We start from the raw sequence: 14,307 nt of genomic DNA on the forward strand, positions 1-14,307 counted from the left end.
GGGGGGCCGCCGCACCCCCGGGGGACCACCCGCCCGGGGCCGCGGGGGGGGGCGCCCGGTCCGCGGGGGGGGTCCCCCCCTCCCGGGGGGGGGGGGGGGGGGCGGGGGGGGCCGGCCCGCCTCCCTACGCTCCTGAACCCCTGTCAGGCCCGCGCGCCATAGGCCTCGACGGGCTTCTTCAGGCTCGAATTGACGGAGGTGCAGTAGGCGTACGAGGTGGTCCCCGCGGCCGCCTTCGCACCCTGGGCCCACTTGCCGTTCTTGCACTTCGCGACGGCGATGAAGGCTCCGCCGCCGGTGCACTTCACACCCGCGGTGTTGTTGTCGTTCCACACCAGCTGACACCGGAAGGCCCGGGTGTCGTCCGGTGCCGCCGACGCTGTCGCCGCGGTGGCGGTCAAGCCCGAGGCTGCCAGCGCGACGACGGCGAACGTACTGGCGATCACACGCTTCATCGGTTCTTCCCCCTTCGGTTCACGGAAGCCGGAGGTCATCCCGGCCACCACCGAAGCTAGGTCAGGCCCCGCGCCGTGGCGTCAACTCCTGGTTGGGCATCGGGTAAACCCTCGCCGTAGACCGGACAAGCACCATGCAACACCGGCCAACCCGTCAACTGCCCTATATCGCCGGGGGACTTGCGACCGTAACTTCGGGCTATGCCCCCCAACGACGCACAGCAGATCGACCGGGCCAACGCAGCGACCGACCGCGTGCCCGTCGTGTTCGTGCACGGTTTGTGGATGCTGCCCGGCAGCTGGGATCTGTGGACCGCGCACTTCGAGGCGGCCGGGTATGTGCCCGTCGCGCTGTCCTGGCCCGACGACCCGGACACGGTGTCCGAGGCCAGGGAGCGCCCCGAGGCCTTCGCGGGAAAGACCGTCGGACGCATCGCCGACCATCTCGCCGGGCTCATCGACGGCCTGGAGCGCAAACCGGCCGTCGTCGGGCACTCGGTCGGCGGGCTGCTCACGCAGATCCTCGCGGGGCGTGGGCTCAGCGCCGTGTCGGTGGCGATCGATCCGGCGCCGTTCCGCGGCATCATGGCGCTGCCCCTGTCGACACTGCGCTCCCTGCGCCCCATGATCGCCAACCCGGCCAACCGGAAGCGCGCACTCCCGCTGACCTTCGAGCAGTTCCGCTACGCGTACGCCAACGCGGTCAGCGAGCGGGAGGCCAGGGAGCTGTACGAGAAGTTCGCCGTCCCCGCCCCGTGCGCGCCGCCGTTCCAGGCCGCGGCCGCGAACCTCAATCCGTGGACCGAGGTGAAGGTCGACTGCCGCAATCCCCGGCGCGGCCCGCTCCTGATCATCTCCGGCGAGAAGGACCATGCCGTGCCCTGGGCGCTCGCCAACGGCGCGTACAAGAAGCAGCAGCAGAACTCCGGCGTCACGGAGATCACCGAGCTGCCGGGCCGCGACCACGCGCTGATCATCGACAGCCGATGGCAGGAGGTCGCCGACACGGCACTGGCCTTCGTGCGCCGCTTCGTCTGACCGCCCCCGGCCTCCCGAGAGGACACCCGCATGGGCACGTTCACCACCGTCGACGGGACCACGATCCACTACAAGGACTGGGGCGAGGGCCGCCCGGTCGTCTTCAGCCACGGCTGGCCGCTCAACGCGGACGCCTGGGACAACCAGCTGCGCCTGGTCGCCGAGAGCGGCTACCGCGCCATCGCGCACGACCGCCGCGGCCATGGCCGTTCGGGCCAGCCGTGGCAGGGCAACGCCATGGACACCTACGCCGACGACCTCGCGCAGCTCGTGTGGAACCTGGATCTGCGGGAAGCGGTTCTGGTGGGGCACTCGACGGGCGGCGGGGAGGTCGTCCGCAGCATCGGCCGGCACGGCACCGACCGGATCGCCAAGGTGGTGCTTCTCGGCGCCGTTCCGCCGCTCATGCTGCGGACACCGGCCAACCCGGAGGGCCTGCCCCGCGAGGTGTTCGACACCATCCGGGAACGCGTGCGCACCGACCGCTCGCAGTTCTACCGGGAGTTGAGCGAGAGCTTCTACGGCGCGAACCGGCCGGGGTCGACCGTGTCGCAGGGCACACGGGACGCCTTCTGGCTGCAGAGCATGCAGGCCGGCGTGAAGGCGGCGTACGACTGTGTGGGCGAGTTCTCCGAGACGGACTTCACCGAGGACCTGCGCCGTGTCGACGTGCCCACGCTGATCGCGCACGGCGACGACGACCAGATCGTGCCCATCGTGGCCTCGGCCCACAAGTCGGCTCACCTGGTCAAGGACGCGGCCCTGAAGGTCTACCCGGGCGCTCCGCACGGTCTGACGGGCTCGTTCGAGGAGGCTTTCAACACGGATCTGCTTGAGTTCCTCAGCTCTTGAACTCGCCCGACAACTCACCCGACGACTCACCCGACAACTCACCGGACTCGCCCTGGACGTACAGCCGCTCGCACAGTGACCACACGGCCTCGCGGGTACGGGGATCGGTGGCGAAGTCCGGCCACGGGACACGGCGGCAGCGGGTGTCGAAGTAGGCGCCGGTGACACCTGCGACCTCCGGGCTCGTGGCGAGGTGGATGCTGGACCGGGCGGGCTTGGCGAGGTCGGCGAGCAGGATCGGCCCGAGGAGCCGGACGAGCGGCGCGGCGGGTCGGTACAGACGGGGGAACGCGCGCATCGGTGTCGCCTGGTTGCCCGGCGTGTAGGCGTGTCCGGGGTAGGCCACGTTGACGGTGACGCCGTCGTCCGCGGTCCGCTGCGCGTACTCGTAACTCACCGCCATGAGCTGGGCCTTGGTGTGGTTGTACTGACCGAAGGTCCAGCCGATGAAGGCCTTCTCCGCCTGGAGGTTTGCCGGGTCGACGGGGCCGCGCGGGATGCCGCCGGTGAGGTTGATGACGCGCGCGGCGGGCGACTTCCGCAGGTTCGGCATGAGCAGCCGGGTGAGGGCGAAGGGCGCGAGGACATTCGCCGCGAAGGCGGTCTCGACCCCGTCGGCGGTCAGCCGGCGCTCGGCCGGGTTCATGCCGAAGTTGTTGACGAGTACGTCGAGTCCGGCGTGCCCGGCATGTCCGGCGTCCACCGCGTCGGCGACCCGCCGCAGCCCGGCACGCAGCGTCAGGTCGGCGGCCACCGCCTCCACCCGACCGCCGCCGGCCTCATGTCGGAGCTCGCGCACGGCGTCGGCGGCCCGCCCGGGGTCGCGGCCCACCAGGATCACGTGCGCGCCACGCCTGACAAGTCCGCGGGCCGTTTCCTTGCCGATGCCTCCGGTGCCGCCGGTGATCAGCGCGGTCGTGCCATGCAGGGTCGCCATGCCCGCCTCCACCTCCGCCTCCATGTCCGCCTTCCGAAAATGCGTCACTCGGTGACATGTTAGGCAGTAGGTGAATCAAAGTAAACTCCGGTGCATGGATAGCCGAGCAAGCACCGAGAGCCCGGAGAGCGGCGGTCTTCGGGCTCGCGCCCGACGCACCATGCGGGCCGAACTGGCCGCGCTCGCCCTTGAGTTGTTCACTGAGCGCGGTTTCGACGAGACGACCGTCGAGGACATCGCCCGCGCCGCGGGACTGTCGAAGCGGAGCTTCTTCCGGTACTTCCCGTCCAAGGAGGACGTGGTCTTCGGCGCCGTCGAGTCGATGGCGGAGGAAATCGCCGACGAGGTGCGCGGCCGCCCCGCCGACGAGGCACCGTGGGACTGCCTCCATCAGGTGCTGCGCGCATGGCAGCAGCGGATCCACGGCTCCGGGCAGGAGTTGGCCGAGCTCACGCTCATCGAGGCCACGCCGTCACTGCGGGCCCGGCTGCACCAGCGGCGTGACGCGATGCGCGCCCAGGTCGCCGATGCCCTCGCACAGCGCCCGGACACGAAGCTGGACGCCTTCACCGCCGACGTCCTGACTTCGTCGGCGGCCGCGGCACTTGACGCGGCGGACCGGGAGTGGCTGCGCTCGGGCGGCGCGGCGGACCGAGCCGAGCTCGTCGACCGGGCGTTCGCGGCACTGCGGCCCTGAGGACCGCACGGCGTTCGGCGCGGCACGCGGCAGCTGGTCCGCCCCGGCAGGTGCGCCCCGACCTCGGGCACACGGCCCGCCGAAATCCCGGACCGGGACCGACCGGCTCGCTATCGTGACGCCCTCGGCCCAAAAATCGGAGAAAATGTGCGCAACCCGGAGCTGATCGAAAGACCGCCGACCGGTCCCGACCCCGCGCCGACCGAGCCGCCGAACGGCAGCCCCGTCCCCGGCCTTGTCGCCACCGGCGTCCTCTCCGTGGCGCTGCTCCTGGCACTCGGCTGGGCCATGGGCGGCGCGCAGTGGCTGACCCACCCGGGATTCCGGGCCTGGCAGACCGTCTGCCTGGCGATCACGGTGCAGGCCCTGCCCTTCCTGGTGCTCGGCACGCTGATCTCCGGGGCCGTCAACGCCTTCGTCCCCGCGCATGTGTTCAGCAAGATGCTCCCCCGCAACCCCGCGCTCGCGGTGCCCGTGGCGAGCGCGGCGGGCGTGGTCCTGCCGGGCTGCGAGTGCGCGTCGGTGCCGGTCGCGGGAAGCCTGATCCGGCGCGGGGTCACACCGGCCGCCGCGTTCGCCTTCCTGCTTTCCGCGCCCGCGGTCAACCCGATCGTGCTCGCCTCCACCGCGGTCGCCTTCCCCGGCAACCCGGAGATGGTCGCCGCCCGCCTGATCGCCTCACTCGCCACCTCCGCCGCCATGGGCTGGCTCTGGCTGCGGCTCGGGCGTTCAGAATGGCTGCGGATGCCGTCCCGGCACACCGGCCACCAGCACGGACACAGCCGCCGGGAGGAGTTCCGGCTCGGCTTCCAGCACGACTTCCTGCACGCCGGCGGGTTCCTCGTGCTGGGCGCCATGGCCGCCGCGACCTTCAACGTCACCGTGCCGCGCTCGGTCCTCGACACCTTCGCCGGATCGCCCTGGCTCTCGGTGCTCTTCCTCGCGGCGCTCGCGATCGTCCTCGCCGTCTGCTCCGAGGCCGACGCCTTCGTGGCCGCCTCACTGACCGGCTTCTCCCCCACGGCCCGCCTCGCGTTCATGGTCGTCGGCCCCATGGTGGACCTCAAGCTGATCGCCCTGCAGGCAGGCACCTTCGGCCGCGCCTTCGCCCTGCGGTTCTCGACGGTGACGGCACTGACGGCCGTGGCCTGCACCGCCCTGACCGGATGGTGGCTGCTGTGAAACGGAATCTCCAGGCAGTGCTGCTCCTGCTGACCGGTGTCGCCGTGCTGCGGGCCGCCCTCTTCGACGACCTCGCGCTGCGGTACGTGAAGGAAGGCCTGCTCCCCTTCCTCGTCATCGCAGGCTTCGTCCTGGTCGGCGTGGGGCTGCTGGGTGTCGTACGTGACGGACTGCCCTTCGCCGGGCGGCGCCGCGCGCAGACCGACCTCGAGGCCGAGCCGCCGAGCGACGGCGCGCACGGCCACGACCACACCCACGGCCCCCGTGTCGCCTGGCTGTTGCTGCCGCCCGCGCTCGCGCTGCTGTTCTTCGCGCCGCCCGCCCTCGGTTCCTACACGGCCGCCCGTGACAGCCCGAAGGTCGTCGCGGACTACGACCGTTTCGAACCGCTGCCGGCGCACGGACCCGCCCCGCTCTCACTGACCGAGTTCATCGGCCGGGCCCAACAGGACGACAAGAAGAGCCTGAAGGGACGTACGGTCCTGATGTCGGGGTTCGTCACCCCCGGCAAGGGCGGCACTTGGGAACTGACCCGCCTCGTGGTGGCCTGCTGCGCCGCGGACTCGCAGTCCCTGACGGTGACCGTGCACGGCGCCAAGGCTCCGCCCGCCGACACCTGGGTGAAGGTCACCGGCACCTGGCACCCGAAGGGCACCCTGGGCACCTCGTCGGCCGCCCTCGCCCTGGACGTCGCATCGCTCGAGCGGATCCCCGAACCGCCGAGTCCCTATCTGGACCGGGCGCCGGCACTTTGATCGGATCCACAGTCGCCCAACTACCCCTCCATGCGGGACAATTGGCAGCCTGACAGGACGAAGGCAGATGTCGGCGCACATGACTTTGGGCGCACCGGAGGTGCGAACCGTTCGTGCTCTCCACGCCGGTATTCGAACCTGAGGGAGATCTATGACCAGCGCGCCCATCCCTCCAGGAGCCCCGCCTCGGCCGCAGATGCCGCCCCGGCGCTCTACGCCCTCCCCGGCGGTCTGGGAGAATGTGCCCCCACGGAACCCGAATTTCACCGGCCGGGAACGACAGCTCACCGAGCTGGCAGAACACATGGAATGCGGCGGAACGGCAGCAGTTCTGCCGCAGACCGTGTACGGACTTGGCGGTGTCGGCAAGTCCCAACTGGCCGTCGAGTACGTCTACTTGCATCGGAGCGCCTACGACTTGATCTGCTGGATACCGAGCGATCGCACTTCCGGCATCATCAACGCCCTGGCCCAGCTCGCTTCACGCATCGGCATCACCCACGGATCCGAGCCGACCAGAACCGTATCGGCCGTTCTGGACGCACTGCGCCGCGGAGAGCCGTACAGCAGCTGGCTGCTCGTCTTCGACAACGCCGAGGATGCCGAGACCCTCACACCCTTCCTTCCCAATTCCGGCTCCGGCGCAGTCCTGATCACCTCGCGGAACCCCCACTGGGACAACGTGGCGCGCTGTCTGGAGTTGGACATCTTCGACCGCGCTGAGAGCATCGATCTTCTCAACAAGCGTGACCCCGAAATTGCCCAGGAAGAAGCCGAACTGCTCGCGGACGTGCTGGGTGACCTGCCCCTCGCCGTCGAACAGGCCGCGGCTTGGAGGGCCGAGACGGGGATGCCGGTGCAGGAGTATTTGCGGCTATTCGAGGAAAAGCACAACGAGTTACTGTCCGAGTCCGCGCCGCACGCGTACCAGCAGTCGATAGCGACAGCCTGGAACGTGTCCCTCGACCATGTCGAGCGGACGGACTCCGAAGCCATCCAGCTCCTGCAAGTCTGCGCCTATTTGGCGCCCGAGCCGATTCCCCGTGACTTGTTCTCTCAAGTGCACCACGGCTCGATCGCCCCGCAACTTGACGCAGCGCTCGCGGATCCGCTGCGGCTGAGCCGGGCCATCCGGGAGATCAAGAGGTACTCACTGGCGCGGGTGGATCTGCGCACCAATTCGATTCAGATCCACCGGCTCGTGCAAGGCGTTCTTATCAGCCGCATGACGCCACATCAGAAGGAACAGATGAAACGCGCCGCGCAGCTGTTGCTGGCCTCTGCCGATCCACGAAATCCGGAGTCCAACGCCACGTGGCGACGCTACTCCGTGTTGTACCCGCATGCCCTCGCCGCCACCACCGTCGATTCCACGGATCCGAGGGTGCACAGGCTGGTGGTCAACATCGCCAAATACCTCCAGCGCTGGGGCGATCACGAGAGTGCACTCCGCTTCACCGAGGCGGCGTACGAATCGGCGCGTGAACTCTTTGGACCCAACGACGAGAAGACGCTCTCACTGGCATTCTGGCTCGGCTGGATCCTCTTCACCATGGGTCGCTACAAGGAGGCAGCCGCGGTCAACACGGTGACGCTGGCGGCTTGCGAGTCCGTTCACCAGCCGTCCAGAGTTCCGGTGGCCAAGGCCCAGGAAGGACACCTGGACGCGATGGGTGCCGTTGCCGCCGACCTGCGTGTCAAAGGTGACTTCAACGAATCGCTCGCACTGACACGGCGGGTGTACGAGCAGGCGAGGGCGGCGTTCGGTGAGGACGACCCGGCGACGTTGAACGCGGCCCACAACCTCGCTGTATGTCTGCGGCTCGTCGGCCGGTTCCAGGATGCGTACGACCTTGACTGCACCACATGGGAGTTGAAGCAGGAACTTTTCGGCAGCGATCACGAACTGACCCTGCTCACCCGGGTCGGCCTGACGTTAGACGAGCGGGAACTCGGCCGGTACGCCGACGCCCGCAATCGGCAGGAGGAGGTCGTCGCCGCATACGAGCAGCAGTTCCCCGCGGACAACGCGGCTGTCCTGCACTCCAAACGCGTCCTGGCGGTGGCCCGCCGAAAAGCCGGCGACCACCGCGCTGCCTTAGAGGTGTCGCAAGAGGTGTGGGAGGTGACGGTCAGCCGGTTCGGGCAGGAGCATCCGGACGCGATCGCCGCATCGATCGGCCTGTCGGTAGATCTGCGGCACGACGGGCAGCTGGACCAAGCCCGGGAACTGGCCGACGTCTGCTGCCATCGGTATGAACGAATCTTTACGGAGCAGCATCCGCACACTGTCTCGGCGATGGCCAACCTCGCCATCATCTTGCGGCTGCAGGGGCGGCCACTGGAGGCATACGAGCTGGATCTGCGCGCTCACGCGGCGCTGAGCGAGAAGCTGGGCGAGCGACACCCACTGGCGTTGGTCGTGGCTACGAACCAGGCCAGTGATCTGGCGGCACTCGAGCGCCACGAGGAGGCACTCGCACTGGGCACGGAGACTCTCGCACTGTGCACCGACGTTCTGGGACGCGCGCACCCGTCGACGCTGTGCGCAGCTGCGAATCGAGCCCTCGACTTGCATGCCCTCAACCGCAACGACGAGTGCGACGCGCTGCACAGCACGATCCTGGACGAGTTGCGGATGCAGCTCAGCGCCACACATCCGGCGGTCACGGACTTGGCCGACCTGGCCCGGGCCGATTGTTATGTCGACCCCCTGCCACTTTAGAAGTCACCAGCGGAAAGTACGCCGATGAGATGCGGGAGCAGCTCGCGGCCCTCATCGCTGACCTTCGCCGCGGAGTGGTGGCGGTCCAGGAGGGACACGCCCAGCTCGCGCTCCAGGTTGCGTACGGTCTCGCTCAACACGGGCTGGGAGATGTGGAGTTCGCCCGCAGCGAGCCCAGTCGCGTGACTGCTCGATGCACTCCAGTTGCTCCGTATGCGTCCCCTGCACCCTCCCTGGACCTGCTCTGTTGCAGGGAAACCTGCCGGGGCTCAGTGATGGGCGACTCGACGCCCGCCCAGGCAGATGCTTGATTCGAGCACATGAATGCAGTGCGACACCATCTCACGCGGCGACGTCACGTCGACCTCGCGCGGGTGTGCAGCGCCTGCTGTCGCCCTGGCCGCTGAGCATCCGCCGGGCATACGCGCGTACGGCTCGTACGCCGTGACTTCCTTTCTCTCAGGGCCTGTTGACCGGCTGCCCGTCAGGCCCGCCGCCTGACCGTCCGCGCGCCCTGCCCGGCCCCCGCCCCATCGCCCGTACGCGTCGAACTCCCCCTGCGCGTCCGGTGCTTGCGCGCGCCCCTCTCCCCCTGACTCGTACGGCCCTCGCGGCCGCGTACCCGAAGGACCTCCACCATGGCCACCGTCCTCGCCCTGACCGGCAGCGCCTCCGCCCCCGGTTTCTCACGCACCGCGCGTCTCGTCCAGCATCTTGGCCGCGAACTGGCCACCCAGGGACACCAGGTGCACGCCCTGGACGCGTGGACACTGCCCGCCGACGCGCTGCTCTCCGCCGACACCTCCCATCCGGCCGTCGCCGATGCCGTCACGCTCGTGGAGGGCGCCGATGCGCTGCTCGTGGGCACGCCGCTCTACAAGGCCGCGTATTCGGGAGTTCTGAAGACCTTCCTCGATCTCCTTCCGCAGTACGCGCTGCGCGGCAAGAGCGTCCTGCCGCTGGCCACCGGCGGCTCCCCCGCCCATGTCCTGGCCGTCGACTACGCGTTGCGTCCCGTTCTCACCTCGCTCGGCACCGATGTCGCCCAGGGGTGGTTCGTCCTGGACCGGCACATCACGGCCGCGGAGGACGGGAGCGTAACCCTCGCGCCCGACGCGGACGCCGGTCTCGGCCCGGCCGTCGACCGCTTCCGCGCGTCGCCTCCGAAGCCGGAACCGGATCGCCGCCCCAACGGCGACAGCCGTCATATCGTCGTCGGCGGCCACGGCGTGCCCACTGGTTCGGCCGGCGGCGACCGGCCGGCGGCCGGGCCTTGTCGCGCCCGCGCTCGCCGCGCAGATGGCGGCGACCTACCAGCGGCACTCCGGCGGACGGCTGCTGCTCAACGTCGTCACCGGCGGCGAGGACCAGGAGCAGCGCGCCTACGGCGACTCCCTGGACAAGGACGCCCGTTACGCCCGCACCGACGAGTTCCTGCACATCGTCCGCTCCCTGTGGCGCGACGAGAGCGTCGACTTCCACGGCGAGCACGAGCTCGTCGAGCAGGCCCGCCTCACCCGCCTCGCCGACTCGGTGCCGCCCGTCTACTTCGGCGGCTCGTCGAAGGCGACGGGCGCAGTCACCGCCCGGCACAGCGACGTCTACCTGACCTGGGGCGAGCCGCCCGCCCAGGCCGCCGAGAAGATCGGCTGGATCCGTACGCTCGCCAGGGCCGAGGGCCGCGAGGTCCGCTTCGGGATCCGGCTGCACGTCATCGCCCGCGACACCGCGGAGGAAGCCTGGGCGCAGGCGAGCCGGCTCCTGTCGGGGATCGACCCGGCCGTCATCGAGAACGTGCAGCAGGGGCTCGCCCGCTCCGGTTCCGACGGCCAGAAGCGCAGGCCGGCGCTGCACGGCGGCTCCACCGAGCACCTGGAGATCTACCCGAACCTCTGGGCGGGCATCGGCCTCGTCCGGGGTGGCGCGGGCACCGCCCTGGTCGGCTCCCCCACCGAGATCGCCGACCGCATCGCCGAGTACCACGCCCTGGGCATCGCCGAGTTCGTACCGTCCGGCTGTCCGCACGTGGAGGAGGCGTACTCGTTCGGCGAGGGCGTGCTGCCGCTGCTTGCCGAGCGCGGCGGTGCCGTTCGCCTCGTAGCGACACGACAGCGCAAGGGTCCGGGAGGCGACTCCCGGGCCCTTCGGCGGTCAGAGTCTGAACACCACTCCACGCCACGTCCATCCCGCACCCAGGACCGCGCCCCGCAGGGGATCCTTCATCTCTGCGGGGTCGAAGCGGAACACCTCGGTCTTCTCCAGGCCGCCGTCGGTGCCCCGTTCGAGCTTCCACTGGCGGGAGACCGTGGTCACCTGCCCTCGGGAGTACTCGCGCGACAGCGCGAGGCGCGGGGTCTCCCCGGACCAGGTGACCTCCCACTGCTCGTCGACGGCACGGACCTCATGGTCCTTGGCGTCGAGGCGCATCCGCGTCTTGACGGTCCGGTCCAGCTGGGTCCGGACGAAGAAGGTGCGCCAGGCAGGCTCCAGGATCCGCCACTCGGCGACCAGGTCGGCGCCCTCGTCCGGGGTCGCGTCGCGTACGGCGTACGGCACGTCCGGACCGTTGAGCGCGAGGAGCGCCGCCCGGACGTCCCCGGCCGAGCGGGGTGCGACACCTGCGTCGGGACGCCTGATGCCGGTCAGCTTGTCGAAAAGGCCCATCGGGTCAACCTATGCCCCGGGGAACGAAGTGGTCGACCAGGAGCGCGAGGCGGTCGGCGACCCGTTCGGCGGGCAGGCGTCCGGCGCGGGTGAGGGTGACCAGGCCGTGCAGCGCGGCCCAGAACGTCTCGACGAACAGGCCCGGTTCGTCGGGGTTCGCGTGGTCGACGAGCGGGTCCAGAGGGGCCTGGAACGCCTCGCGCAGCGGTCCGGGGGTGGTCTCGTCGGCGAAGGGGAGGCCGTTGTCGAGGATGAACATCGCGTCGTACAGGGCGTGATTGCGTGCGGCGAAGTCCGTGTAGGCGCGCGCAAGGCGCGCCACCGCGTCGCGTCCCGCGGGCCCGTCCGGCACCGCGGCGCGCAGCGCGCCCGTCAGCTCGGCGAACCCTTCGAGCGCGACCGCACCCACGATCTCCCGCTTGCCCCGGAAGTGGCTGTAGAGCACGGGCTGGCTGTACTCGATCAGCTCGGCGAGCCGGCGCGTGGTGACGGCGTCCCAGCCGTGCGCCTCGGCGAGTTCGCGGGCCGTGGAGACGATCAGCCTGTGGCGGTTGGCTCGCTCGCGTTCCTTGCGTTCGCGTACCGACATGACCCGATTCTAGCAGCGCTAGACAATGGAGCAATGACATGTCTAGCATTGCATCTGAACCTAGCGCCGCTAGGTCCTGCCTTGTAGAAGCTTTCCCTTTGGAGGGGACATGCAGGACACCCTGGCCGTCGTCGCGGTCGTCGTGGTCGGGCTGATGGTGGGCGTGGAGTTCGCGGTGGCGGCGTTCGTCAACCCGATCTTCGACCGGCTGCCCAACGACGGCGGGCTCGCGGCCCGCAGCGACGGGGCACGCGTCCTCGGCCGCGTCATGCCGTTCTGGTACATCTGCTCGGTCGTCCTCGGCGTGGTCTGGGCCGCACTGGCGTGGGGCGACGACGGCACGGCGCTCGTCACCGCCGGCACCGCGCTGCTCGTCGTGAGCGTGGTCATGTCGGTGCTGCTGCTCGTGCCGATCAACTCGCGCGTCGCGACGTGGTCGAAGGAGGGCGCGCCCGCGGACTGGAAGCAGCAGGTGGGGAAGTGGGACCGGTTCCACTACGTCCGCGTCGGCATCATCGTGCTCGCCTTCGCGCTGTTCGCCGCGGCCCTCGTCTGAGCGGCCACGGCCGGGCGCACGGTCCGGGCCGCGGCTCAGGCGGGGACGGGATCCTGCTCGGCACCGTCCAACGGCGGATAGCTGTCGCCGCCCATCTGCTCGGCCGCATCGATGTAGTCGGCGAGAGCGGCGCGGGAGCGGGCGATGCTTTCCATCTGCTCGTCGAGTCGCCGCAGCCGTGACCGCATCGCGGCCACCAGCTCGTGGCACCCGGGCAGCTCCGGAGCCTCTCCGACCGCACAGGGCAGCAGGTACGCGATGTCCTCGGAGGACAGGCCTGCACCCAGCAGATGCCGGATCTGCTTCACCCGCAGCACGGCGTTCTCGTCGTACTCGCGATAGCCGTTCGCGCGCCGGTCGGCCTCAAGCAGCCCCTGGGCCTCGTAGTAGCGCAGCTGATGGGCGTTGACGCCCGTCCGACGGCCCAGCTCCCCGATCCGCATCAAAACCTCGCTTGACCTTCATACCGGTATCAACGTTGACGATGCTGCCATGAACAACGAAACCGCAGCACCCGTTACCGTCATCGGACTCGGACTGATGGGCCAGGCGCTCGCCGGCGCTTTCCTGAAGGCCGGGCATCCCACCACCGTGTGGAACCGCACGGCCTCCAAGGCCGACCAACTGGTCGCCGGAGGCGCGCTGTTGGCGCCGACCGTCGACGCCGCGCTCAAGGCGAGCCCTCTGACGATCATCTGCGTCACCGACTACCAGGCCATGCGCGAACTGCTCGGTCCGGACGAAGTCGACCTGGACGGCACCATGTTGATCAACCTGACCTCGGGCGACTCGGCCCAGGCCCGGGAAGCCGCCCGATGGGCCGAGCAGCGAGGCGCCCGTTACCTGGACGGCGCCATCATGGCCGTCCCGTCCGGGATCGGGACCGCCGACGCGGTGATTCTGCACAGCGGGCCCGCATCGGACTTCGAGGCACACAAGGCGACACTCGCCGCGCTCGGCACCGTCGACCACCTCGGTGCGGACCACGGCCTGGCGTCCCTGTACGACGTGGCAGGCCTTGCCATGATGTGGAGCATCCTGAACGCCTGGCTCCAGGGCACCGCCATGCTGAAGACGGCCGGCGTCGACGCCGCGACGTACGCGCCGTTCGCACGGCAGATCGCCGCCGGTGTCGCCGAGTGGCTGCCCGGCCATGCCGAGCAGATCGACAGTGGCTCCTACCGGGCCGAGGTGGCCTCCCTGGAGACCCACGTCCGGTCGATGGACCACCTGATCGAGGAGAGCGAGGCCCTGGGCGTCAACGCCGAACTGCCGAAGCTGATCAAGGCGATGGCGGACCGCTCGATCGCCGCCGGACACGGTGGAGAGGAGTACGCGGTCCTGATCGAGGAGTTCGCCAGGCCCCGCGAGGCCTGACCGATCCGCTAGCCCTCGTACGTCATCGGGCCGTACTGGGCGGCCGGCGCGTTGGTCGCCAGCGCCCAGTAGCGGTCGCCGTAGGACCAGTGCCACCACTCCGTGGGGTAGTTGACCAGGCCCGCCGTGGCCAGGGCCGCGGTGAGGGTGCGGCGGTTGCGGCGGGCGGCGGCCGAGATGCCGTCGGCGTCCATGTAGCAGCCGCCGTCGCTCTCCTCGGGGCTGGCGTTCACCGGGGTGCCGAGGTCCAGTTCGGCGCCGGAGGCCGTGCACAGCGTGAGGTCGACCGCGGCGCCCGCGACGTGCGGGCCGACTTCGGGAGGCGAGAGGGAGCGGCTCGTCTGGCGGCGCAGATGGACGTCCGACCAGTCGGGGTGGGCCTTCCTCAACTCGGCGGCGTAATCCTCGAAGTACGTGATCTGCAGCGCGAGCGGGCGATACCCCTCGGTGACCAGGAAGCGCAGGCCGTCGGGCAGCAGC

13 protein-coding genes and 3 pseudogenes are annotated in these 14,307 nt (G+C 69.9%); 10 read left to right on the forward strand and 6 right to left on the reverse strand.

The window, feature by feature from the left end; genetic code table 11:
* Nucleotides 1–143: 143 nt before the first annotated feature.
* Nucleotides 144–455: a hypothetical protein gene (locus ACFWY6_RS36095; RefSeq protein ID WP_384699723.1), complete on the reverse strand. Its 312-nt coding sequence runs from the start codon at nt 453–455 to the stop codon at nt 144–146.
* 201 nt (nt 456–656) lie between these two features.
* Between ACFWY6_RS36095 and ACFWY6_RS36100 the strand changes: the two genes are divergently transcribed.
* Both ACFWY6_RS36100 and ACFWY6_RS36105 read left to right on the forward strand, forming a co-directional pair.
* Entirely contained in the window at nt 657–1,493 is an 837-nt protein-coding gene (locus tag ACFWY6_RS36100) for an alpha/beta hydrolase (RefSeq protein WP_384699725.1), read from the forward strand.
* Between the two features lie 30 nt (nt 1,494–1,523).
* Nucleotides 1,524–2,345, forward strand: coding sequence for an alpha/beta fold hydrolase (locus ACFWY6_RS36105; RefSeq protein WP_384699727.1), 822 nt, complete (start codon nt 1,524–1,526; stop codon nt 2,343–2,345).
* Here ACFWY6_RS36105 and ACFWY6_RS36110 read toward each other — a convergent pair.
* Nucleotides 2,335–3,330: an SDR family NAD(P)-dependent oxidoreductase gene (locus tag ACFWY6_RS36110; protein ID WP_384699729.1), complete on the reverse strand. Its 996-nt coding sequence runs from the start codon at nt 3,328–3,330 to the stop codon at nt 2,335–2,337. The two genes, ACFWY6_RS36105 and ACFWY6_RS36110, sit on opposite strands and share 11 nt — an antisense overlap.
* 46 nt (nt 3,331–3,376) lie before the next feature.
* On the opposite strand from ACFWY6_RS36110, the gene ACFWY6_RS36115 reads away from it, so the two are divergent.
* From ACFWY6_RS36115 to fxsT, 4 genes are all read left to right on the forward strand, one after another.
* Nucleotides 3,377–3,979, forward strand: coding sequence for a TetR family transcriptional regulator (locus ACFWY6_RS36115; RefSeq protein WP_384699730.1), 603 nt, complete (start codon nt 3,377–3,379; stop codon nt 3,977–3,979).
* Between the two features lie 147 nt (nt 3,980–4,126).
* A complete protein-coding gene (locus ACFWY6_RS36120) occupies nt 4,127–5,161 on the forward strand; it encodes a permease (RefSeq protein WP_384699732.1) in 1,035 nt (344 codons plus the stop codon).
* Nucleotides 5,158–5,916: a TIGR03943 family putative permease subunit gene (locus ACFWY6_RS36125; RefSeq protein WP_384699734.1), complete on the forward strand. Its 759-nt coding sequence runs from the start codon at nt 5,158–5,160 to the stop codon at nt 5,914–5,916. Before ACFWY6_RS36120 ends, ACFWY6_RS36125 begins: the two co-directional genes overlap by 4 nt.
* A gap of 241 nt (nt 5,917–6,157) precedes the next feature.
* Nucleotides 6,158–8,641 (forward strand): FxSxx-COOH system tetratricopeptide repeat protein, encoded by a 2,484-nt coding sequence (gene fxsT, locus ACFWY6_RS36130; RefSeq protein WP_384699736.1) that lies wholly within the window; start codon nt 6,158–6,160, stop codon nt 8,639–8,641.
* A gap of 2 nt (nt 8,642–8,643) precedes the next feature.
* Here fxsT and ACFWY6_RS36135 read toward each other — a convergent pair.
* Nucleotides 8,644–8,869, reverse strand: a pseudogene (locus ACFWY6_RS36135) (LysR family transcriptional regulator); the annotation flags it as partial.
* A 410-nt stretch (nt 8,870–9,279) separates the two neighbouring features.
* Between ACFWY6_RS36135 and ssuE the strand changes: the two are divergent.
* Together ssuE and ACFWY6_RS36145 are read left to right on the forward strand one after the other, a co-directional pair.
* Nucleotides 9,280–9,792: pseudogene (gene ssuE, locus ACFWY6_RS36140) on the forward strand (NADPH-dependent FMN reductase); the annotation flags it as partial.
* A 57-nt stretch (nt 9,793–9,849) separates the two neighbouring features.
* Nucleotides 9,850–10,723 (forward strand): annotated as a pseudogene (locus ACFWY6_RS36145) (LLM class flavin-dependent oxidoreductase); the annotation flags it as partial.
* Nucleotides 10,724–11,309: 586 nt separating this feature from the next.
* Here ACFWY6_RS36145 and ACFWY6_RS36150 read toward each other — a convergent pair.
* Complete coding sequence (locus ACFWY6_RS36150; protein ID WP_384699738.1) at nt 11,310–11,894, reverse strand: TetR/AcrR family transcriptional regulator; 585 nt, start codon at nt 11,892–11,894, stop codon at nt 11,310–11,312.
* A 109-nt stretch (nt 11,895–12,003) separates the two neighbouring features.
* On the opposite strand from ACFWY6_RS36150, the gene ACFWY6_RS36155 reads away from it, so the two are divergent.
* On the forward strand, nt 12,004–12,450 hold the full coding sequence (locus ACFWY6_RS36155; protein WP_384699740.1) for an anthrone oxygenase family protein: 447 nt from the start codon (nt 12,004–12,006) through the stop codon (nt 12,448–12,450).
* A 35-nt stretch (nt 12,451–12,485) separates the two neighbouring features.
* Here ACFWY6_RS36155 and ACFWY6_RS36160 read toward each other — a convergent pair whose 3' ends face one another.
* Nucleotides 12,486–12,893, reverse strand: a complete 408-nt coding sequence (locus tag ACFWY6_RS36160; protein WP_361820550.1) for a MerR family transcriptional regulator — start codon at nt 12,891–12,893, stop codon at nt 12,486–12,488.
* Nucleotides 12,894–12,942: 49 nt separating this feature from the next.
* Here ACFWY6_RS36160 and ACFWY6_RS36165 point away from each other — a divergent pair, with 49 nt between their 5' ends.
* Nucleotides 12,943–13,827 carry an NAD(P)-dependent oxidoreductase gene (locus ACFWY6_RS36165; RefSeq protein ID WP_384699742.1) on the forward strand — a complete coding sequence of 295 codons (885 nt, stop codon included), beginning with the start codon at nt 12,943–12,945 and terminating at the stop codon, nt 13,825–13,827.
* 8 nt (nt 13,828–13,835) lie between these two features.
* Here ACFWY6_RS36165 and ACFWY6_RS36170 read toward each other — a convergent pair.
* The coding region (locus ACFWY6_RS36170) for a M15 family metallopeptidase (protein WP_384699744.1) at nt 13,836–14,307 on the reverse strand (472 nt) is incomplete at its 5' end.

It is taken from the genome of Streptomyces sp. NPDC059037 (assembly GCF_042740015.1).
GTDB lineage: Bacteria > Actinomycetota > Actinomycetes > Streptomycetales > Streptomycetaceae > Streptomyces.